Source organism: Reyranella sp. (assembly GCF_965279465.1).
Taxonomy (GTDB): Bacteria; Pseudomonadota; Alphaproteobacteria; order Reyranellales; family Reyranellaceae; genus Reyranella.
Window position 1 is genome coordinate 3843732 of record NZ_OZ257242.1, and the last position, 19878, is coordinate 3863609.

General features: G+C 67.4%; 19 protein-coding genes. 10 read left to right on the plus strand and 9 right to left on the minus strand.

Features of this window, described 5'->3' with window-relative positions:
* Window positions 1-2571, plus strand: coding sequence for a TIGR02302 family protein (locus ACQY8M_RS18825; RefSeq protein ID WP_428674988.1), 2571 nt, complete (start codon window positions 1-3; stop codon window positions 2569-2571).
* Between the two features lie 95 nt (window positions 2572-2666).
* On the opposite strand, the gene ACQY8M_RS18830 is transcribed toward ACQY8M_RS18825, so the two are convergent.
* Window positions 2667-2930, minus strand: a complete 264-nt coding sequence (locus ACQY8M_RS18830; RefSeq protein ID WP_428674990.1) for a hypothetical protein — start codon at window positions 2928-2930, stop codon at window positions 2667-2669.
* A gap of 141 nt (window positions 2931-3071) precedes the next feature.
* Window positions 3072-3359, minus strand: coding sequence for a hypothetical protein (locus ACQY8M_RS18835; RefSeq protein ID WP_428674992.1), 288 nt, complete (start codon window positions 3357-3359; stop codon window positions 3072-3074).
* Between the two features lie 129 nt (window positions 3360-3488).
* Between ACQY8M_RS18835 and ACQY8M_RS18840 the strand changes: the two genes are divergently transcribed.
* From ACQY8M_RS18840 to ACQY8M_RS18855, 4 genes are all read left to right on the plus strand, one after another.
* Entirely contained in the window at window positions 3489-4979 is a 1491-nt protein-coding gene (locus tag ACQY8M_RS18840) for a sensor histidine kinase (RefSeq protein WP_428674994.1), read from the plus strand.
* On the plus strand, window positions 4976-5416 hold the full coding sequence (locus ACQY8M_RS18845) for a response regulator (protein WP_428674996.1): 441 nt from the start codon (window positions 4976-4978) through the stop codon (window positions 5414-5416). The genes ACQY8M_RS18840 and ACQY8M_RS18845 overlap by 4 nt, the downstream gene beginning before the upstream one ends.
* 31 nt (window positions 5417-5447) lie before the next feature.
* Window positions 5448-6494: a sensor histidine kinase gene (locus ACQY8M_RS18850; protein WP_428674998.1), complete on the plus strand. Its 1047-nt coding sequence runs from the start codon at window positions 5448-5450 to the stop codon at window positions 6492-6494.
* A gap of 181 nt (window positions 6495-6675) precedes the next feature.
* Entirely contained in the window at window positions 6676-7125 is a 450-nt protein-coding gene (locus ACQY8M_RS18855) for a hypothetical protein (RefSeq protein WP_428675000.1), read from the plus strand.
* A gap of 121 nt (window positions 7126-7246) precedes the next feature.
* Here ACQY8M_RS18855 and ACQY8M_RS18860 read toward each other — a convergent pair whose 3' ends face one another.
* From ACQY8M_RS18860 to ACQY8M_RS18875, 4 genes are all read right to left on the minus strand, one after another.
* Window positions 7247-7669 (minus strand): type II toxin-antitoxin system VapC family toxin, encoded by a 423-nt coding sequence (locus ACQY8M_RS18860; RefSeq protein ID WP_428675002.1) that lies wholly within the window; start codon window positions 7667-7669, stop codon window positions 7247-7249.
* Window positions 7666-7920, minus strand: a complete 255-nt coding sequence (locus ACQY8M_RS18865; protein WP_428675004.1) for a hypothetical protein — start codon at window positions 7918-7920, stop codon at window positions 7666-7668. Before ACQY8M_RS18865 ends, ACQY8M_RS18860 begins: the two co-directional genes overlap by 4 nt.
* Before the next feature lie 69 nt (window positions 7921-7989).
* Window positions 7990-8532, minus strand: a complete 543-nt coding sequence (gene hpt / locus ACQY8M_RS18870; RefSeq protein ID WP_428675006.1) for a hypoxanthine phosphoribosyltransferase — start codon at window positions 8530-8532, stop codon at window positions 7990-7992.
* Between the two features lie 8 nt (window positions 8533-8540).
* On the minus strand, window positions 8541-9305 hold the full coding sequence (locus ACQY8M_RS18875; RefSeq protein WP_428675008.1) for a zinc-ribbon domain-containing protein: 765 nt from the start codon (window positions 9303-9305) through the stop codon (window positions 8541-8543).
* Between the two features lie 71 nt (window positions 9306-9376).
* Between ACQY8M_RS18875 and ACQY8M_RS18880 the strand changes: the two genes are divergently transcribed.
* Together ACQY8M_RS18880 and ACQY8M_RS18885 are read left to right on the plus strand one after the other, a co-directional pair.
* On the plus strand, window positions 9377-10096 hold the full coding sequence (locus ACQY8M_RS18880; protein WP_428675010.1) for a lysophospholipid acyltransferase family protein: 720 nt from the start codon (window positions 9377-9379) through the stop codon (window positions 10094-10096).
* 90 nt (window positions 10097-10186) lie between these two features.
* Window positions 10187-12463 (plus strand): adenosylcobalamin-dependent ribonucleoside-diphosphate reductase, encoded by a 2277-nt coding sequence (locus tag ACQY8M_RS18885; protein WP_428675012.1) that lies wholly within the window; start codon window positions 10187-10189, stop codon window positions 12461-12463.
* 60 nt (window positions 12464-12523) lie between these two features.
* Here the strand turns inward: ACQY8M_RS18885 and ACQY8M_RS18890 are convergent, their stop codons facing one another.
* Entirely contained in the window at window positions 12524-13525 is a 1002-nt protein-coding gene (locus ACQY8M_RS18890) for a Bug family tripartite tricarboxylate transporter substrate binding protein (protein ID WP_428675014.1), read from the minus strand.
* Between the two features lie 92 nt (window positions 13526-13617).
* Here ACQY8M_RS18890 and ACQY8M_RS18895 point away from each other — a divergent pair, with 92 nt between their 5' ends.
* Both ACQY8M_RS18895 and ACQY8M_RS18900 read left to right on the plus strand, forming a co-directional pair.
* The gene (locus ACQY8M_RS18895) at window positions 13618-14985 is read left to right on the plus strand and encodes a Do family serine endopeptidase (RefSeq protein ID WP_428675016.1); all 1368 of its coding nucleotides are present in this window, start codon (window positions 13618-13620) and stop codon (window positions 14983-14985) included.
* A gap of 13 nt (window positions 14986-14998) precedes the next feature.
* A complete protein-coding gene (locus tag ACQY8M_RS18900) occupies window positions 14999-16288 on the plus strand; it encodes a replication-associated recombination protein A (RefSeq protein ID WP_428675018.1) in 1290 nt (429 codons plus the stop codon).
* Window positions 16289-16382: 94 nt separating this feature from the next.
* On the opposite strand, the gene ACQY8M_RS18905 is transcribed toward ACQY8M_RS18900, so the two are convergent.
* Both ACQY8M_RS18905 and ACQY8M_RS18910 read right to left on the minus strand, forming a co-directional pair.
* The gene (locus tag ACQY8M_RS18905) at window positions 16383-17864 is read right to left on the minus strand and encodes a L,D-transpeptidase family protein (protein WP_428675020.1); all 1482 of its coding nucleotides are present in this window, start codon (window positions 17862-17864) and stop codon (window positions 16383-16385) included.
* Window positions 17865-17895: 31 nt separating this feature from the next.
* The gene (locus tag ACQY8M_RS18910) at window positions 17896-18837 is read right to left on the minus strand and encodes a dienelactone hydrolase family protein (RefSeq protein ID WP_428675022.1); all 942 of its coding nucleotides are present in this window, start codon (window positions 18835-18837) and stop codon (window positions 17896-17898) included.
* A gap of 35 nt (window positions 18838-18872) precedes the next feature.
* Here ACQY8M_RS18910 and ACQY8M_RS18915 point away from each other — a divergent pair, with 35 nt between their 5' ends.
* Complete coding sequence (locus ACQY8M_RS18915) at window positions 18873-19865, plus strand: RluA family pseudouridine synthase (RefSeq protein WP_428675024.1); 993 nt, start codon at window positions 18873-18875, stop codon at window positions 19863-19865.
* Window positions 19866-19878: the final 13 nt, after the last annotated feature.

The window sequence follows — 19878 nt, forward strand, 5'->3', positions numbered from 1 at the left end:
ATGGACGCCACCGAAGCCACTCCGATCCCCGCGCCAGGCGTCGAGCGCAAGATCGGCCTGGCATGGCTCGCCCTGGCGTGGGAGGGCATGTGGCCGCGGCTGATGCCGCTGCTCGCCGCCCTCGCGCTGTTTGTCGCGGCGGCGCACCTCGACCTGTTTGGCGGCCTCGACCCCTGGGTTCATACCGGTGTGCTGGCAGCCTTGGCTGCCGGCTTCGTCGGCCTTGGCTGGTGGCGTTTCCGCGGCTTCGTCTGGCCGGTCCGCGCCGAGGCGATCCGCCGGCTGGAGCAGGATTCGGGCGTGCCGCACCGGCCGCTGGTCGCGGTTCAGGACAGCCTCGCCGCCGGTAGCAACGATCCAATGGCCGCAGCCCTATGGGAAGCCCATCGCCGCCGCGAGGCTGCCCGCCTCGCCGGCCTCGGCAACAAGGCCGCCCATCCGGGGTTGGCTCGGTTCGACACCTGGGCTTTGCGTCTCGTGCCCGTCCTTGCCCTGATCGTGGCGGTCGCTTCGGCCGGCGGTTGGCGCACCGACCGCATGATGGCCGCCGTCACGCCGGCCTTTCCGCCGCCCCCGCCGGTCGTCGCCAACCTGTGGATTGCGCCGCCGGCCTATACCGGCAAGGCGCCGATCTATCTCGACATGGCCGAGCACGACAAGGTGCTGCGTGTGCCGGTCGGCAGCAAGCTCGCCGGGTTCGTCGACGACGTGCGCGGGCGCCACGCGCCCAAGCTGGTGATCGACGGCAAGGAGACCGAGTTCACCACCGTCTCCAAGGGCAAGTACCAGGTCGAGTCGGTGATCACCGAGGGCAACAAGATTACTCTGCAGGCGCGCGGCGACGAGCAGGCGGCCTGGAAGCTGCACGTCATCCCCGACCTTGCCCCGACCATCGAGTTCGCCCGGCCGATCGGCGTCGACAAATGGTCGACCAAGATCGAGTACATTGGCGGCGACGATTTCGGTATCACCGGCGTGCAGCTGCAGATCCGCCTGCACGGCTCGGTGCTGGGCGCCGACATGCTGGATGAAGGCGAGGAGCCCGAGGTGCTGCGGGTCGACATGCCGGTCGCCGGCAACAGCAAGAAGGTGGCCGACACCTTCGTGCGCGACCTCACCGCCCATCCCTGGGCGGGGCTCAAGGTCCGCGTCATCCTGTTCGCCACCGATGCGCTGGGCCAGAAGGGCGCCAGCACGCCGGAGACCTTCCTGCTGCCCGAGCGCGTGTTCAACGACCCGACGGCGCGCGCGCTGATCATCTTGCGCAAGCAGCTCACCCGCGATCCCAAGGCGCTGCGCCTAGACGTCGCCGACGGCATGCGGATGATCCAGAACCATCCCAAGTCGTATCGCGACGATCCAGTGGTCCAGCTCGGCCTGCGCGTCGGCGCGGCGCGGCTGGCGGCGAGCCCCGACAAGCCGGTGATCGTCGATACGCAGAAGCTGCTCTGGGACCTCGCGATGCGGCTCGAACAGGGCGCCACCTCCGACGCCGAGCGCGCTGTCGAGGATGCTCGCCAGCAGCTGCGCGATGCCATGCAGCGCCAGGCCGGCGACGAGGAGATCGAGAAGCTGATCCAGCAGCTCTACCAGGCGATGGACCGCTGGCAGAAGGAGATGGCCGAGCGGATGAAGGATCCGGAAGAACGCCGCCGCATGCAGGAACAGGCGGAGAAGATGGATCCGAACAACACCATCACCGGCGACGACCTGCAGAAGATGCTCGATAAGATCCGCGAGATGGCCCAGAACGGCGACCGCGAGGGCGCCAAGCGGATGCTCGAAGAGCTGCGCAAGATGATGGAGAACGCCACCCCGATGATGGCCCAGCCGGGCCAGCGTGGGCAGCAGCGGCAGCAGGGCCAGAACGGCCAGGGCAACCAGCAGGGCCGCGAGATGATGAACCAGCTCGACCGGCTGTCGCGGCGCCAGAACCAGTTGCTGGGCGAAAGCGAGCGCGAGGGCCGCCAGCAGCAGGGCCAGCGCGGGCAGCAGGGACAGCAAGGCCAGCAAGGCCAGCAAGGTCAACGCGGCCAGCAGGGTCAGCAGGGGCAGGGCCAGGGCGATCCGCAGTGGGGCCAAAACCAGGGCAACCAGCAGGGCGGCCTGCGCGGCCAGCTCGGCGACTTCATGAAGAAGCTCGACGAGAACGGCATGCCGATGCCCGAGTCGCTCGGCCGTGCCGAGCGCTCGATGCGCGAGGCCGAGGATGCGCTGCGCCGCGGCGATCCGCGCGAGGCGAGCCGCGCCCAGCGCCGCGCGCTCGACAACCTGCAGCAGGGCATGGGCGACATGGCCGAGCAGATGCGCAACAACAACCGCGGCCCGGGCAACGGGCAGGACCTTGCCGAGATCGAGGAGCGCGAGCGGCGCAGCGAGGACCGCGACCCGCTCGGTCGCTCCGATGGCAACTACGGCGATTCGGTCGACACCGGCACCGACAAGGTCCCGCTCGAACTCGACCGCCAGAAGAGCCGCGAGATCCTCGACGAGCTGCGCCGCCGCGCCGGCGAGATGGCCCGTCCGAAGGAAGAACTCGACTACATCGACCGCCTGCTCAAGACCTACTGAGCGATCACTTCTGCATGAACCCTTCGTCGCGGACTGTCGCACCGCCTTCCCGCGCAGCCGCAGGGAGGGATTTGTCGAGCTCCGATGAGCCGGGCTCAGCGCAGCTTGCGGGCGTGCTCGGCGAGTCTGGCCGCCCACAGCCGCTGCTTGCCGAGCGAAGGCAGGCCGACGGAGCCGCACCGCTTGCAGCGGAAGCGCGCGCCGGCCACCTTGCGGTCGCGCAGTGCCGGGGTATTGCCGTCGATCAGACGGCGATGGCCGCAGTTGGGGCAGGTGACCTCGATCTCGAGCTGCTCGCGGGCCAGCTCGCCGAAGGTCATGCGCGGGGTACCGAGCGCCATCATGCTGACATGCGACATTTAGGACTGGGACGCAAGAACCGGGAACAGTCGGCGGCTCTGCCGCGTTGAAGGTCTACACGGGATGTGAGCAACCGTGGTTTTGTAGAGTAGAAGCCCGCCCCGACGCTCCCCCGCGGGGCGGGCTTTTCTCTGCCACCCTCAGCCGAACCAGGACGTGTCGCGGATTTTCTTGCCGTAGTGGCGCCCGCTCTCGCCCGAACGGGACGCTCCCTTTTTCTGAGTGGACGTGGACTCCACGGCCGGCGTCGGCGCCTGCAGGCACTGGCGGCCGAGTTCCGTGATGCTCCAGCCTTCCGGCGTCTCGTCGATCAGCTTGTAGAGCGCGAGCCGGCCTCGAATGGGCACGGAGACCGTGCGACTGGGTCCATGCACCGCCATCTCTTCGAGCGCCGCACGCTCGGCCTCGGTCAGGCTGGGAAATATCATGGCGAAAAAACGCCGACAGGGGCAATACGGTTGCAACGCGCAATAGTGTACGGCACCGTACATAACCCCTTGAATTGCAAGCAGTATCGTCTGCGCTATGATGCGCGACGCTCCCTCGTTTTCCTTTTCATGCCGCTCTTCAGCTCAGCCTTCGCCCGGCGCACCGTCACGTTGCTCTTTCTGGGCGTGCTGGCCCTGCTCGTCATCGTCGCCGCTGCCGGCTGGCTGACGGCGCGCACCGGCGCGCATACCGAGGAGGTCATTCGCGAGCGCGACGTGCGCATGGTCGCCGGCGTGATCCAGACCGCGCTGCTCGATGCCGAGACCGGGCAGCGCGGCTACCTGCTGACTGGCGAGACCCGCTATCTCGAGCCCTACACCGCCTCGTTGCCGACCATCCGGGAAGGACTCGCGACCCTGAGCGGGCTCTATCTCCAGCAGGACCGGCCGGATGAGCGGCTGGTGCAGCTCAAGACGGGGATCGAGGACAAGCTGTCGGAACTCGCGGAGACGGTCGACCTCACGAAGGCCGGCCGGCGGGACGAGGCGCTGGCGCTGGTCAAGACCGATCGCGGCAAGATCGCGATGGACCGGATCCGCACGACCCTGGGCGGGCTGATCGCCGAGGCCGAGGGCCGGGTGTTCCAACGGCTCGCCGACCTCACCCTGGCGAGCCGGCTGCTGCTCTGGGTTTCCGGAGTGGGTGCCCTGCTGATCGTGCTGTTCGGCGCAGGCGCCGCCTGGGTCGTGGTGCAGTACACCGCCCAGCTCGTCGCGGCACGGCACGAGCTGCAGCTTGCCAACGCCTCGCTCGAGGAGCGGGTCGCCGAGCGAACGACCTCGCTTACCCGCGCCAACGAGGAGATCCAGCGCTTCGCCTACATCGTGAGCCACGATCTGCGCTCGCCGCTGGTCAACATCATGGGCTTTACCAGCGAGCTCGAGGTCGGCGCCGAGGCGCTGAAGCGCTATCTCGAGGGTGACGCAATGCAGGCCGACAGGGCGAAGACGGCTGCGCTGGAGGACATTCCCGAGGCGATCCGCTTCATCCGCGCCTCGACCGGCCGGATGGACACGCTGATCAACGCCATCCTGAAGTTGTCGCGCGAGGGACGGCGCGAGCTCAATCCCGAGCCGGTCGACCTCGTCAAGCTGTTCGCCGCCACCGCGGCCTCGGTGCAGCACCAGCTCGACGAGGCCGGTGCTACCCTCACCGTGCCCGACAAGGCGCCGGTCATAGTTTCCGACCGGCTGGCGCTCGAGCAGGTGGTGGGTAACGTGGTCGACAATGCGGTGAAGTACCTGGCGCGCGACCGGCCGGGCCGCATCGCCATCGTCGTCAGCCAGTCGCCCGGCCGGATCGGCATCGCCGTCAGCGATAACGGCCGCGGCATCGCCGAGCAGGACCGCGAGCGCATCTTCGAGCTGTTCCGCCGCGCCGGCGCGCAGGACCGCCCGGGAGAGGGCATCGGCCTGGCCCATGTCCGCGCGCTGGCGCGCCGGCTGGGCGGCGACATTTCCGTCCGCTCCGAGCTCGGACGCGGCTCGACCTTCCAGATCGACCTTCCCCTGCGACTGCGGGTCGGCGATTCTCACATAAGTCTCGAGGTGACGAAATGAATGCACATCCCGTTTCGATCGTCATGATCGAGGACGACGAGGGCCACGCCCGCCTGATCGAGCGCAACATCCGCCGCGCCGGCGTCAACAACACGATCACGTCGTTCCGCAACGGGACTGACGGGCTCAACTACCTGCTGGGTGCCGACGGCTCGGGCGAGGAGAGCGCCAGCCGCTCGATGCTGATCCTCCTCGATCTCAACCTGCCCGATATGACCGGCGTCGACATCCTCGTGAAGGTCAAGGCGAACAAGCACACCAGGCGCTCGCCGGTGATCATCCTCACCACCACCGACGACGAGCGCGAGATCAAGCGCTGCTACGACCTCGGTGCCAACGTCTACATCACCAAGCCGGTCAACTACGAGAGCTTCGCCAACGCCATTCAGCAGCTCGGCCTGTTCCTGTCGGTGATGCAGGTGCCCATTACCGATTGATATGGCAGCGATTGATCCGGGATGGACCGACATGGCGGCCGTGCGCGTCCTTTATATCGATGACGACCCGGGCATCGGCCGGCTGGTCGAGCGTGCCCTGGCGCCGCGCGGAATCGCGGTCACGCACGTGCCGGACGGCGAGACAGGTATCGCGCTGCTGGCGCGCGAAGGCTTCGACGCCATCGCCCTCGATCATAATCTGGCGAGCGAGACCGGCCTCGACGTGATGCCGCGTCTGCGCCGCGTCTCGGGCGACACGCCGGTGATCTATGTCACCGGCTCCGAGGATGCGCGCGTCGCCGTTGCGGCCCTCAAGGCCGGGGCTGCCGACTATGTCTGGAAGGATGTGCAGGGCCATTTCCGTGAGCTTATGGGTGAGGCGATCCAGTCCGCGCTCGCCCAGGTCCGGCTGAAGCGCGAGGCCGAGGAGGCGCAGCGCGCCATTCGCGAGGCCAGGGACCGTGCCGAACTGCTGCTGCACGAGGTGAACCACCGGGTCGCCAACTCGCTGGCGCTGGTCGCCTCGCTGGCGCGCCTGCAGGCGAATGCCGTGACCGATGCCTCGGCACGCAGCGCCTTGCAGGAGATGCAGGCCCGCATCATGGCGGTCGCCGGCATCCATCGCCGACTCTACACCTCCTCGGACGTGCGCGTGGTCGAGCTCGGCTCGTACCTGATGAGCCTGGTCGACGAGCTCAGTGCCGCGATCGACGTCGCCGACAAGGGGGCCGACAAGAAGAACGTCGTGGTGCTGCAGGCAGACGCCGACGTGAAAGTGCCGACCGACAAGGCGGTGTCGATCGGCGTGATCGTCACCGAGCTGATGACCAACGCCTACAAATACGCCTATCCGGAAGGCAGCCGCGGCGAGATCCGGGTCGTGCTGCGGCGCGCGGCGGACGGCCTGCTGACCATCGCTGTCGAGGACGACGGCGTCGGCTGGAAAGGGACTGGTGCTGCCCAGGGCACGGGCCTCGGCACCCGGGTCATTACCGCGATGGCCGGCAATCTCCAGACGACCGTCGAGTACGAGCCCGTCCCCAAAGGCACCCACGCCGTCTTCAAGTTCAGGATCTGAGGGCGGGCGGGGCCCCCTGCTGGTCAGGGGGACACCTCGCAAATGCGCCGTCAGGCGCAATGCGGCATGCAGACGATACAACTATAGATTGTTGTTTCAGGGCCTATTGCGCTCGAAAGAAATTGCCTCCAACAATTCAACTGTGTGGCAAAGAGCAGCGATACTCATTGGGGAGACAAGAATGTCTGATAACTGGATACAGTTCGTGCCCGCCGATCCACAGGCCCAACCGACAAAGGAAGCCGCGGACAGGGCAGTTCAGTTGTTCAAGTCCTATGCTCCCGAAGCCAATGAGGTCACCGCGGAATTCAAGGAGCATACAGTGTTCTTTGATCCCGCAGGGAATTGGGAGGGAGTTCAATGCCCGGTTTGTGGAGCGGACGCCGAGCCTTGGTGGATGGATGCCATCGAACGTGCCGGCAGCGAGTCGTTCAGCGACCTGGCAGTTCAGACGCCTTGTTGCAGCTCGCACACCTCGCTGAATGATCTTCACTATGTTTGGCCGGCTGCATTCGGTCGCTTTGTTCTTCAAGCCATGAACCCAAATATTGGCGATACGACTCCCGGGCAGGAGCGAGCCCTATCGGCCGCGTTGGGTCTTCAGCTTCGAAAAGTTCTTGTGCATATATAGTCGAAGCAAGAAATCCAACTTCCCCCCGAACATACGCTCCGCCTGCGCCGTCTTTGCCGGCGCCTTATGACTACTAACTTGGGCGGTGGCTCGGCCCCCCCCCTTGTGCCGAATCTACCTATCAGGCGACCGCGAAGCCCAATTGTTTTCCGTGGCCCTTCGCAAACCGGCGGATGCGGTCGTCATGTGTGACGAGTGGGCAATCCAGGCCAATGGCGCTGGCAATCAACAGGCGGTCGGCAGGATCTCGATGGTCGAGATTCCCCAGATTATAGGCGAGGGTGGCGGCTCTGTGATCGAGCGGTAGCGCCTCAAGCCCCGGTCTGCCGACGAACCGATCGACCCACGCTGCCACCGGCAGATCGAGTTCGATGAGTTCCTTGTCCACGAGGACCGCGATTTCCCATGCGCTGACGGCACTGAAGAACAGGCGGCCTCCCCCATTCCAAGCCGATTCGATGGTTCGCCGCGACGTCGTGCCGAGCTTCTCGTCGCCGCTGTCGAGCCATAGGGCGATATGCGTGTCGAGCAGCAGATCGGTCACCGACGAATTTCCCGCCCACTCTCCGCGTCCGTCTGCGGATCGATCACCGGTTGGGTGAGGTCGATGTCGCTTCGAATTTTCACCGATCCCGGGTGTGCTCCAAACAGAGGCTTCGTACGTGCCGCCTCATCGAGCAGACGGCGTACGGCAGTGGCCACCAGCTCGGTCTTGTTGCCGCCCGTCATCGCTTCGGCGGCCTTTTCTATGAGTGCCACGACGTCGGGACGATTGATGGTCACCACGCTGGCCATGCCATCTCCATTATAATGATATACGTAATGATCTAATGATCGGGGGAGGCATGTCAATGACGGACGTGGTCACGCCGCCGGCTTCTCCACCACGCCGATGTAGGGCAGGCCGCGGAAGCGGTGGGCCCAGTCGAGGCCGTAGCCGACCAGGAACTCGTCGCCGGCCCGGAAGCCGACGAAATCGGCCTGCAGCGGGACACGCCGCTTTTCCGGCTTGTCGAGCAGGGTGCAGATCCACACGCGATTGGCGCCGCGCTCCGACAGCAGGTTCTTGGCGAAGCTGAGCGTATAGCCCGATTCCAGGATGTCATCGACCAGCAGCACGTCGCGCCCGCGCACGTCGTCGACGATGTCGCGCACGATGCGGACCGAGCCGGTCGTCTGAGTGCCAGTGCCGTAACTGGACAGCGTCAGGAAATCCATCGACCAATTGGCGCCGGCATGGCTCAGTGCCCGGATCAGGTCGGCGGCGAACACGAAGCTGCCCTTCAGCACCGAGACCACGAGCGTGTCGGGCGGCAGCTTCTCGGCCAGTTCGACCGCCATCTCCTCGACCCGGGTGGCGATCTCGGCAGCGGAGAAGCGGATCGAGACGGTGGGACGGTCGGGCATCGGCGCGCTCATTCGACGGCCGGCACGATATCGGTCGTGCCCGACGGCGGATCGTCGAGGGCCTGGCTGAAGCTCGTGCGGCCGCCCGGTGGCAGCGGTCCCTCGACCATCGGGAAGGAGCGCTCGCCCAGCACCTCCTCGTTCTTCTTGAAGGTGAGGCGCAGCAGCGTCGTCGAGCCCGCCGCCTTGCCGTTATTCACGAGCTGTCCGCGCACGACATAGCGGCCGTCGACCACGTCGATCTTGCTGAACGCAAGATCGACCTCGATGTTCGGTCGGGCGACCTCGACCTGAGGCGGCCGGGCCGAACGCGCGGCGGGGCCGCCATTGTTGGCCGTGGTGAGGATGACCGACGGCGGCGATGGTGGTGCGGCAGGGGCCGGCGATTGAGTTGCCGTCGCCGATGGAGGTGGCGGCACGGACGCGGCAGTCACCTGGATCGGCGTCGAGGCCCGCGCCTCGTACGACATCATGGTTGAAATCTCGCGGCGGAAGGCAAACAGCGTGGCGGCCGCCAGCACCACGACGACGGCGGCGATGGCGACCGCGCGGCGCCAGGCGAACTCGGGCTTGGGCGGAATCACGGCAGGCAGCGCGGCCACGGTGCCGACGCTCGCTGGGCGGGTCGCCGCATCGGGCAGAGGCGCAGCGCCCTCCACCTTGTGGAACCAGCGATGGTCGCAGCGCGCGCACTGGACCGTGCGCCCGGCCGGACCGATCGCCAGAGGATCGACGGCGTAGCGCGATCCACAATTGGGACAGGTGACAACCATGACTAACCGGAGCGGCCCCACCAGATGAGCTTGATGTCCAACATTAAGCCACCAATACTGGTCCGACAAGCATGGGAAGCCTCGGTCTCTGGCTGCGTTCGCTCGCCTTCAATGTCGGCTGGTACCTGGGTTCGGTGCTGTTTGCCTTGGCAGGAGCGCCGCTCCTGCTCGCGCCGCGCCGTGTGGTGGTCGGGTGGGCCCGGGCCTGGATCGTCTTCGTGCTGTGGTGGCTGCGCGTCACCTGCGGCCTCACGCACCGGGTGACGGGACTGGAGAACCTGCCGGCCGGGCCGGTCATCATCGCCTGCAAGCACCAGTCGACCTGGGAGACGATGGCCTTCACGCTGCTGTTCGCCGACATCGCGATCGTCCTGAAGCGCGAGCTGCTGTTCATTCCTATCGTCGGCTGGGCGATGGCCCGGGCCGGCAATATCGCCGTCGCCCGCGGCGACGGTGCCGCCGCCCTGCGCGGCCTGGTCAAGCAGGCCAAGGCGGCAATCGCCGACGGCCGCTCGATCGTGATCTTCCCCGAGGGGACGAGGGTGGCGCCGGGCGATCGGCGGCCGTATCAGGTCGGCACGGCCGCGCTGTATCGCCAGCTCGGCGTGCCGGTGGTGCCCATGGCGCTCAACTCGGGCCTGTTCTGGGGGCGCCGGAAGTGGATCAAGCGGCCCGGCACGATCACGCTCGAGGTGCTGCCGCCGATCGCACCGGGGCTGCGTCGCGAGGCATTCATGGAAACCCTGCAGGACAGCATCGAAGGCGCCACGATACGTCTTTCCCGGCTGTGAACAAAAAAAGAACTCTCTCTTGTTGATATCCCGGCGCTCGCTTACCTTCTGCTGATGGACTGGGCGCCGATTTCCCAACGTATCTGGGATATGAAATACCGGTTTCGCGACCCTTCAGGGGGTGGCGATGCCGACCTCGACGGCACGTGGTGGCGGGTCGCGCGGGCGCTCGCCGTGCCTGAGCGCGATCCCGAGACCTGGGCCAGCCGCTTCCACGAAGCGCTGCAGGATTTCAAGTTCCTGCCGGCCGGACGGGTCATCGCCGGCGCTGGCACCGGCCGCAGCGTCACGCTGTTCAACTGCTTCGTCATGGGCACCATCCCGGACGACATGGCGGGCATCTTCCAGAACGTGAAGGAAGCCGCGCTCACCATGCAGCAGGGCGGCGGCATCGGGCACGACTTCTCGACCCTGCGGCCGATGGGAGCGCCGGTGATGGGCGTCGGCGCCGACGCGTCCGGGCCGCTGTCGTTCATGGACGTCTGGGACGCGATGTGCCGCACCATCATGAGCGCGGGCAGCCGGCGCGGCGCGATGATGGCGACCCTGCGCTGCGACCATCCCGACATCGAGGCCTTCGTCGACGCCAAGCGCGACCCGGCGCGGCTGCGCATGTTCAACGTCTCCGTGCTGGTCACTGACGCCTTCATGGCGGCGGTGAAGGACGACCTTGACTGGAACCTCGTGTTCGGTGGCAAGGTCTTCAAGACGGTGAAGGCCAGGACGCTGTGGGAGCGCATCATGCGCGCGACCTACGACTGCGCCGAGCCGGGCGTGATCTTCATCGACCGCGTAAACCGGCGGAACAACCTGCGCTATTGCGAGACGATCCAGGCAACGAACCCGTGTGGTGAACAGCCACTTCCTCCATACGGGGCGTGCCTGCTCGGGTCGATCAATCTCGGCGCGCTGGTGAAGGATCCGTTCACCCCGCAGGCCAGGCTCGACATGGAGGCGCTGGAGCGGCTGGTGCCGCTCGCCGTGCGCATGCTCGACAACGTGGTCGACGTGTCGCGCTTCCCGCTGCCGCAGCAGGACGAGGAGGCCAAGGCCAAGCGCCGCATCGGTCTCGGTGTCACGGGACTGGCCGATGCGCTGATCCTCTGTGGCGTACGGTACGGTTCGGCCGAGGCCGTGCGGTTGACGCGGGAGTGGCTGGGCGCGGTGCAGCGCTTCTCCTATCTCGCCTCGAGCGACATCGCGGCGGAGAAGGGGAGTTTCCCGCTCTACGACCGGGCGCGCTATCTGTCGGGCGAGACGATCAAGGCGCTGCCGGACGACGTTCGCGAGGCCATCGGCCGCTACGGCATACGCAATGCGCTGCTGAATTCCGTTGCGCCGACGGGCACGATTTCCCTGCTGGCCAACAACGTCTCGTCGGGCATCGAGCCCGTCTTTGCGTTCAATTTCGTCCGACATGTGCTGCAACCCGACGGCTCGAGGCGCGAGGAGAGCGTCGAGGATCACGCCTTCCGCCTGTGGCGTAGCCTCAAGGGCTCGGCCGAGCCGCCGGCCGACGTGTTCGTCGATGCCCAGACGCTGACGCCCGCCGACCATCTCGCGATGCAGGCGGCGGCGCAGGATTACGTCGACAGCTCGATTTCCAAGACAATCAACCTGCCCAAGGACATCTCCTTCGAGGCCTTCAAGCATGTCTACGAGCAGGCCTATGCCGAGGGCTGCAAGGGCTGCACGACCTACCGCCCGAACGACGTGACCGGCGCGGTGCTGGAGGTGAAGCCGGCCGAGCCGGCGCGGCCTGCCCAGGCGATTGTGCCGTTCGAGGCGAAGGACAGCGTCGTCTACATCGCCCAACCGCTCGACCGGCCGGAGGACCTGCCGGGCAAGACCTACAAGATCAAATGGCCGGGCAGCGACCATGCGATCTACATCACGATCAACGACGTGGTGCAGGACGGCCGCTGCCGGCCGTTCGAGATCTTCATCAACTCCAAGAACATGGAGCACTACGCCTGGACTGTGGCGCTGACGCGCATGATCTCGGCGGTGTTCCGCCGCGGCGGCGACGTGTCGTTCGTGGTCGAGGAGCTGAAGGCGGTGTTCGACCCGCGTGGCGGGCAGTGGATGGAGGGACGCTACGTGCCGTCTCTGCTGGCCGCGATCGGCGGCGTGATCGAGCGCCACCTGGTCGAGATCGGGTTCCTGAGCCCGGCCGAGTCGCCGCGCATCGCTGAAGCCGCCGAACAGCGGGTCAAGCTTGCTGCAGGCGCCCGCGAGCCGATCGACGGATCGTCGGGCGGGCCTGGCGGCAAGATGGGCCAGTGCCCGAACTGCGGCGCCGCGGCGCTGACCCACCAGGAAGGCTGCGACATCTGCCTCAACTGCGGCTACTCGCGCTGCGGCTGAACGGGCCACTCATGGCTGGGAGCGCGCCTCTGGGCGCGCTCCCAGCAAGAGGAGAAGCGCTCAGCCGAGTTCGAGCGAGATGCCGGCGGTCTTGCTGACCTTGGTCCAGATCGCGGCGAAGTCGCCGACGAACCTTGCGTATTCGGCCGGGGTCATCGCCTTGTCCTCAGGCAGCAGCACGACCTCCTTGAAGCGCTCCGTCACGTCGGGCGCCTTGTAGGCCTTCTGCAGCTCGTCGTAGATCCTGGCCACGACCTCGGGCGCGAGGCCCTTGGGGCCCGAGACTCCGACCCAGGTCGAGGTCGTCATTTGCGGGAAGCCCTGCTCGGCGAAGGTCGGCATGTCGGGATACATCGCAATGCGCGTTGCCGAGCTGATTGCCAGCACCCGCACCTTGCCCGCGTTGATGTGCGGCACGTTGGTGGTGATCGGGTCGAACATCGAGGGGATGGCGCCGGCCAGCATGTCCTGCAGCGACGGCGCCGAGCCCTTGTAAGGCACATGCTTCAGCTTCACGCCCGCAAGGCCCGAGAGCAGCTCGCCCATCAGATGGGTGTTGGAGCCGATGCCTGAGCTGCCGAAGGCGACGTCGTCCGGCCTGGCCCTGGCGGCCGCGATGTAGTCGGCCAGTGTCTTGTAGGGCGAGGCGGCCGGCACGATCAGGACGTTGGGCGTGTGGCCGATCAGGCTGATGTGGCTGAAGTCCTTGACCACGTCGTAGGGCAATTTCGGGTAGATTCCGGGCGCGATGCCCAACGGCGAGGCATGCGAGATCACCAGCGTGTAGCCGTCTGCCGGGGCCTTGGCCGCGAGATCCGAGCCGATCGTGCCGCCTGCGCCCGGCTTGTTCTCGACCACCACCTGGGTGCCCAGCGCGGCCGACAGCTTGGGCGCCAGGATGCGCGAGATGGTGTCGGCGGTGCCGCCCGGCGGGAAGGTGGCGATCAGGCGGATGGTGCCCTTGGTCGGCCAGCCGGGGCTCGCCCAACCGGTCCTTGGGACAGCCGGGACGGCGAGGGTCGAGGCGGCGGCGGCAAGGACGGTACGACGGGTTATCTTCACGGCGAGCGCTCCCCATATTTGATGGCTTGCCGGTTGCCGCTGCAATGCATATGCCAGCCAGACGGAACCAGGCGGACAGAGGTGGAGGCAAGATGCGGCGGGCGATCGTGGGATTGATGCTGACGGCGGGCGCGCTGGTCGTGGCGGCGCCCCGGCAGGTCACGGCTCAGGCCCTGCCCAACAGCCGCGCCGAGCTCTCCTATTCCTTCGCGCCGCTGGTGAAGAAGGTGTCGCCGGCGGTGGTGAACATCTACACCACGACCACGGCGCGGGTGCAGCGCCGCCTGCCGTTTCCCTTCCCCGGCATGCCGCAGGATGGCCAGCGGGTGCAGAATTCGCTGGGCTCGGGCGTGCTGGTCAAGGCGGACGGGTTGATCGTCACCAACGCCCACGTGGTCAAGGGCGCCGACGAGATCCGGGTCGTGCTGGCCGACCGGCGCGAGTTCGACGCCACGTTGGTGACGACCGACGAGCGCTACGATCTCGCCCTGCTGCGCATCGACACCGGCGGCGAGAAATTCCCCTTCGTGCAGATGCGCGATTCTGACTCCATTGAGGTCGGCGATGTCGTGCTGGCGATCGGCAATCCGTTCGGCCTCAACCAGACCGTGACCAGCGGCATCATCTCGGCGCTGGCCCGCTCGGCCGGCGGGATCAACGATTCGAGCTTCTTCATCCAGACCGATGCCGCGATCAACCCGGGCAACTCGGGCGGCGCCCTGGTCAGCCTCGACGGGCGGCTGATCGGCATCAACACCGCGATCTACTCGCAGACCGGCGGCTCGGTCGGCATCGGCTTCGCTACGCCCTCGAACATCGTTTCGCGCATCGTCGCCACCGGCGAGGCGGGCGGGCGGATCGTCCGGCCGTGGCTCGGCATCTCGATGCAGCGGGTGACGGCCGACCTCGCTGCCGGCCTGAACCTGCCGCGGCCGGCGGGTCTCATCGTGAAGGATGTATATGCCAAAGGGCCGGGCGAGAAGGCCGGCTTCAAGCGCAACGACGTGATCGTGGCGATGCGCGAGCAGCCGATCGACGACGAGGCGAGCCTGCGCTTTCGCCTCGCCACGCTCGCGGTCGGCGACGTCGTGCCGGTGAAGGTGATCCGCGGCGGCAAGGAAGTGATGCTCGACGTGCCGCTGGCCGCCCCGCCCGAGGACCCGCCGCGCGAGCGCTCGCAGCTCGACGGCCGCCAGCCGCTGTCCGGCGCGACGGTGGTCAACATGTCGCCGGCGGTGGCCGATGAAATGGGCGTCAGCGAATGGCGCAACGGCGTCGCGGTGGTCGAGGTGCAGCAGGGTTCCTATGCGGCGCGCTTCCTGCGGCCGGGCGACATGGTGACCGCGATAAACGGCCAGGAGGTCAAGAGCGTGGCGGACCTCAAGGCGCGCATCGCCAAAGGCGTGTCGAACATGAGCGTCGGCCGCGAAGGCATGGTCTCGACCATCCAGTTCCGCTGACGGGTCCGCGCGGATGGCCGAGCTGTTCGCCGCTCTCGCCCCGACGCCGCTGGCCGAGCGCCTGCGGCCCAGGACAATCAAGGACGTCCTCGGCCAGGACCACCTGCTCGGGCCGGACGGGCCGCTCGGCCGCATGCTGGCGGTGCGCAAGCTCTCCTCGCTGATCCTGTGGGGGCCGCCGGGCTGCGGCAAGACGACGATCGCGCGGCTGCTCGCCGAGGCGGTCGACCTGCATTTCGAGCCCCTGTCGGCGGTGTTCTCGGGCGTCGCCGACCTGCGCAGGATCTTCGAGGCCGCCCGCAAGCGCCGCAACGACGGCAAGGGCACGCTGCTATTCGTCGACGAGATCCACCGTTTCAACCGCGCCCAGCAGGACGGCTTCCTGCCGTACGTCGAGGACGGCACGGTGACGCTGGTCGGCGCCACGACCGAGAACCCGTCGTTCGAGCTCAACGCCGCGCTGCTGTCGCGCTGCCAGGTGCTGGTGCTGCGCCGGCTCGACGATGCCGCGCTCGGCACCGTGCTGGAGCGCGCCGAGGCCGCGCTCGGCAAGACGCTGCCGGTCGATGAGCAGGGCCGCCAGGCGTTGTTCGCCATGGCCGACGGCGACGGCCGGTACCTGATCATGCTGGCCGAGCAGCTGGCGCAGCTCAAGGAGAAGGGGCCGGTGCCGCCGGAGCGGCTGGCGACGCTGCTGCAGAAGCGCGCGCCGCTCTACGACAAGGCGCAGGAAGCGCACTACAACCTGATCAGCGCGCTGCACAAGTCCCTGCGCGGCTCCGACGTCGATGCCGCGCTCTACTATTTTGCGCGCATGCTCGACGGCGGCGAGGACCCGAAATACATCGCCCGCCGGCTGGTGCGCTTCGCCGTCGAGGACATCGGCATGGCCGATCCCAACGCGCTGACCCAGACGCTGGCGGCGTGGGATACCTACGACCGGCTCGGCTCGCCCGAGGGCGAGCTCGCGATCGCCCAGGCCGTGATCTATCTCGGCACCGCGCCGAAATCGAACGCAGGCTACGTCGCCTTCGGCGCCGCCAAGCGCTCGGCCAAGCAATACGGCTCGCTGACGCCGCCGATGCACATCCTGAACGCGCCGACCAAGCTCATGAAGACCATCGGTTACGGCAGTGGCTACCAGTACGATCATAACGCCGAGGACGGCTTCTCCGGCCAGAACTACTTCCCCGACGGCATGGCGCGCGAGGAATATTACCAGCCGGTCGAACGCGGCTTCGAACGCGAGATCGTCAAGCGCCTCGACTACTGGAAGAAGCTGCGCGAGAAGAAGGCGCGGTAGCGTCTTCCGCTGGGAGCGCGGCTCTCCAGAGCCGCTCATGGGATCTGTCAATTCGAAGGAAGAGCGGCTCTGGAGAGCCGCGCTCCCAGCGACGTCAGCTCCGCGGCTTGGCCATCGCGGCCACGACGCGCTTGTCGCGGCCGTAGACGTCGTCGCGGAAGACCGGCGTGCCGTCGGTGCCGACGGTGACGGTGCGGTAGGTCACGTAGAGCGTCACCGGCTCGGGGAAGCTGTAGTGCTGCTGCTCGCCGGCGTTGATCACCTGCTGCACCTTGCCCTTGTCGAAACCCGGCTTTCCGGCGAACACCTTCTGCACGAAGTCGAGCGGGTTCTGCAGGCGGATGCAGCCGTGGCTGAAATTCCGGCTGCCCTCGGTGAACAGCCAGCGCGTGGCCGTGTCGTGCATGTAGATCCCGTAGTTGTTCTGGAACGGGAAGAAGATGTAGCCCAGCGCATTGCCGGCGCCCGGCTCCTGGCGGATGCGGAAGGGGAAGGCCTTGGGGTTGATCGAGCTCCAGTCGACGGTGCCCGGATCGATCTCCGAATCGTTGTCGCTCCAGCTCGAGAAGATCTTGAAGCCGTTGTTCTGGAGCGCGTAGGGGTCGCGCCGCAGCATCGGCAGATATTCCTCGCCCGAGATCGACTGCGGCACGGTCCAGTGCGGATTGGTCCGGAAGCCGCGCATCACCGACTGGATCTCGGGTGTCGGATCCTTCGGCGTGCCGACGATCACCAGGCTCTCGAACACCTTCTGCCCGCCGTTGACGAACACCATCGAGTAGTCGCCGGCATTGACCAGCACGTAGCGCCGGCCGAGGTCCTCGGCCAGCCAGCGCCGGCGCTCGAGGTTGGCGATCACCTGCTGGATGCGGTCGTCGATCGAGGTGTTGAGCGAGCGCGTCGTGTTGTGGCCGATCACGCCGTCCACCGTCAGGCCCTTCGTTTCCTGATACGTCTTGACCAGGGCGACGAGCGGTTCGTCGTACAACTCGGCGACGGCACCAGCCGGCGGTACCGTGAAGCCGAGCTCGGCCAGGCGCGTCCGCAGAATCGGCACTCTTGGGTCGATCATGTTGGGCTTCAGCCCGCTGCCGCTCGGCAGCGGCGTGTAAGCTTCCGTTGCCCGCCTGGCCCGCAGCTCCGCCAGCAGCTTCTGCAGCGCCGGGTAGTCGCCTTTCGGCGGCAGCCCCGCCAGCCAGGCGGCGAAGTCGGGCGCCTCGGCAGCGGCCTTCAGCAGGTCGGCACGCGAGACCTTGCGCTGCTGGATGTCGATGTCCTTGTCGACCCGGTTGGCATTGACCCGGCCGGTCGAAACCTCGCTGGCATAGGCGGCGAAGACGTCGCTCAGCACCTTCTCGTTGCCGGCGGCAACGGCGTTGTCGAGCACGTTGGCGCCGTACCAGTCGGGATTGAGCCCATGGTCGCCGGCGGCGCGGATCGCCGCCACGAGCGCCGCCGTGCGCGCCTCGGCAACCCGCGATCCGGTCCACAGCGGCTCGTCGGCAAAAGCAGGGGAGGCCCCGAGGAGGGGAGTGACGAGCGCCATCGAGGCGCCCAGGAAAGTGCGGCGATTCACAAGGCGATTCTAGCCGCAGCGGACCTGCGACTCACGCCGAGACGATATTTCCGGACGGAATCGCCGAAGCCTGTGGCTGTTTTGCCACGCCGAAGCCATGGCTGCCGAGAAAGGCCAGCAGATCGGCGGTCGCCCGAGCCTTCAATTCCGCCGTGCCGCCGCCGGCCCGGGCCCCCCGGGTGACGCAATGACGGCGCGCCCACGCCTGGTACTCCGGTTCGGGCATGGCGCGGTCGGCGGCGACCACGTAGTGGTTGCCGTCGTTCTCGATGAAATTCGTGCAGCAGGACCAGTTCTCGGCGTCCTTGATGTCGAACACCGGCCCGATCGATTCCCAGCCGTGATGAGCGCCGCTGTAGATCTTGACCCGGATGCGGCCGTTGCCCGCCGCGCGCATGCGCTCGGCATAGTCGACCGCGAGCGGTGCCGGCGTGTAGTCGTCGCGCCCGGCCAGCATGAAATAGATCGGCCGGCCGTGGGTGGTCGGATCGCGATGCTGGGCGGTGGCGCCGGGGCAGATCGCGACATGCAGGTCGAAGACCTCGGCGAAGCCCCGCCGCCAGAGCTGGCGCACGGCGATCGCGGCGTTCAGCGTGGCGACGCCGCCCTTGGAGACTCCCATCACCCCGATCCGCTGCGGGTCGATTCGCGGATCGGAACGCAGCAGCGCGAGCGCCGCGAAGGCATCGCCCTCCATCTGCGCGCCCGATACAAGGGTTTGATCAGCCACCGTGCGGCGCACGCCGCGGCCGGTGAAGCTGTCGACGATCAGCGCCGCGATGCCCGCCTCGTTGAGGGCCTGTGCATAATAATGCTCGCGATGGCGCTGCACGCCGGCGCTGCTGGTCAGCAGCACCATGCACGAAAAAGGCGGTGCCGCCTGCATCGGCAGATGCAGCGTGCCCGATACGCGCGCCGGCCGGGACGCGGCCGGATGATCGAACGTCAGCGTGTCGAACGACACCGATTCCATGGACGCTTTTTAGCTTGTCCCTTAGGTTCGGCGCCATGAGCGAAGTTCGCGGCCCCGTCCAGACGCGCGCGGTTTCCGGCGACGAAGCGGGTTTGCGGCTGGATCGCTGGTTCCAGCGCCATTTTCCCGAGCTGACGCATGGCGCGCTGCAGAAGCTGCTGCGTACCGGCCAGGTTCGCATCGACGGCCGCCGGGTCGAGGGCAAGGACCGGGTCGAGCCCGGACAGACCGTGCGCCTGCCGCCCGGCGTTACCGTGCCGCCGCCCAAGCCGACGGCCGCCGTCATCACCAAGCCCCGGCCGCTGGTGTCCGATCGCGACGCGCAGGAGATCCAGCGCCTGGTGATCCATCGCGACGACTGGGTGATTGCGCTCGACAAGCCGTCGGGCCTCGCGGTGCAGGGCGGCTCGGGCACCGAGCGCCATGTCGACGGCATGCTCGACGCGCTGCGCTTCGGCTTCGAGGAGCGGCCGCGGCTGGTCCATCGGCTCGACAAGGACACCTCCGGCCTGCTGCTGATCGCGCGCACCGGACAGGCGGCGAAGCGGCTGTCCGAGTCGTTCCGCGACCGCGAGACCGAGAAGCTCTACTGGGCGGTCGTGGTCGGCGTGCCGCCGCGGCCCGAGGGCGCGATCGAGCTGCCGCTCGCCAAGCGGCCGGGCGCGCGCGATCGCGAGACCATGCAGGTCGATCACGAGGAGGGGCAGAAGGCGCTCACCCATTTCAGGATCATGGACCGCGCCGCCAGCCGTGCCGCGCTGCTGGCGCTTTGGCCGCGCACCGGCCGCACCCATCAGCTCCGCGTCCATTGCGCCGAGATCGGCTGCCCGATCCTCGGCGACCGCAAGTACGGCGGCGAGGAAGCGCTGCTGTCGGCCGTTGCCGACTCGCGCCGGCTTCATCTCCACGCGCGGCGCATTACGCTGCCGCACCCGTCGGGCAGGGGCACGCTGAGCGTGCAGGCCGAGCTGCCGCCTCACTTCCGCCGCACCGTCGAGGCATTCGGCTTCTCGACGACGGGCGATTGAACGAGAACCGGGG

What these genes read in the sequence shown, in the direction of transcription:
- ACQY8M_RS18825 (WP_428674988.1), top strand. Translation starts at nt 1, where the DNA reads ATGGACGCCACCGAAGCCACTCCGATCCCCGCGCCAGGCGTCGAGCGC.
- ACQY8M_RS18830 (WP_428674990.1), bottom strand. Translation starts at nt 2,930, where the DNA reads ATGTCGCATGTCAGCATGATGGCGCTCGGTACCCCGCGCATGACCTTC.
- ACQY8M_RS18835 (WP_428674992.1), bottom strand. Translation starts at nt 3,359, where the DNA reads ATGATATTTCCCAGCCTGACCGAGGCCGAGCGTGCGGCGCTCGAAGAG.
- ACQY8M_RS18840 (WP_428674994.1), top strand. Translation starts at nt 3,489, where the DNA reads ATGCCGCTCTTCAGCTCAGCCTTCGCCCGGCGCACCGTCACGTTGCTC.
- ACQY8M_RS18845 (WP_428674996.1), top strand. Translation starts at nt 4,976, where the DNA reads ATGAATGCACATCCCGTTTCGATCGTCATGATCGAGGACGACGAGGGC.
- ACQY8M_RS18850 (WP_428674998.1), top strand. Translation starts at nt 5,448, where the DNA reads ATGGCGGCCGTGCGCGTCCTTTATATCGATGACGACCCGGGCATCGGC.
- ACQY8M_RS18855 (WP_428675000.1), top strand. Translation starts at nt 6,676, where the DNA reads ATGTCTGATAACTGGATACAGTTCGTGCCCGCCGATCCACAGGCCCAA.
- ACQY8M_RS18865 (WP_428675004.1), bottom strand. Translation starts at nt 7,920, where the DNA reads ATGGCCAGCGTGGTGACCATCAATCGTCCCGACGTCGTGGCACTCATA.
- hpt (WP_428675006.1), bottom strand. Translation starts at nt 8,532, where the DNA reads ATGCCCGACCGTCCCACCGTCTCGATCCGCTTCTCCGCTGCCGAGATC.
- ACQY8M_RS18875 (WP_428675008.1), bottom strand. Translation starts at nt 9,305, where the DNA reads ATGGTTGTCACCTGTCCCAATTGTGGATCGCGCTACGCCGTCGATCCT.
- ACQY8M_RS18880 (WP_428675010.1), top strand. Translation starts at nt 9,377, where the DNA reads ATGGGAAGCCTCGGTCTCTGGCTGCGTTCGCTCGCCTTCAATGTCGGC.
- ACQY8M_RS18885 (WP_428675012.1), top strand. Translation starts at nt 10,187, where the DNA reads ATGAAATACCGGTTTCGCGACCCTTCAGGGGGTGGCGATGCCGACCTC.
- ACQY8M_RS18895 (WP_428675016.1), top strand. Translation starts at nt 13,618, where the DNA reads ATGCGGCGGGCGATCGTGGGATTGATGCTGACGGCGGGCGCGCTGGTC.
- ACQY8M_RS18900 (WP_428675018.1), top strand. Translation starts at nt 14,999, where the DNA reads ATGGCCGAGCTGTTCGCCGCTCTCGCCCCGACGCCGCTGGCCGAGCGC.
- ACQY8M_RS18910 (WP_428675022.1), bottom strand. Translation starts at nt 18,837, where the DNA reads ATGGAATCGGTGTCGTTCGACACGCTGACGTTCGATCATCCGGCCGCG.
- ACQY8M_RS18915 (WP_428675024.1), top strand. Translation starts at nt 18,873, where the DNA reads ATGAGCGAAGTTCGCGGCCCCGTCCAGACGCGCGCGGTTTCCGGCGAC.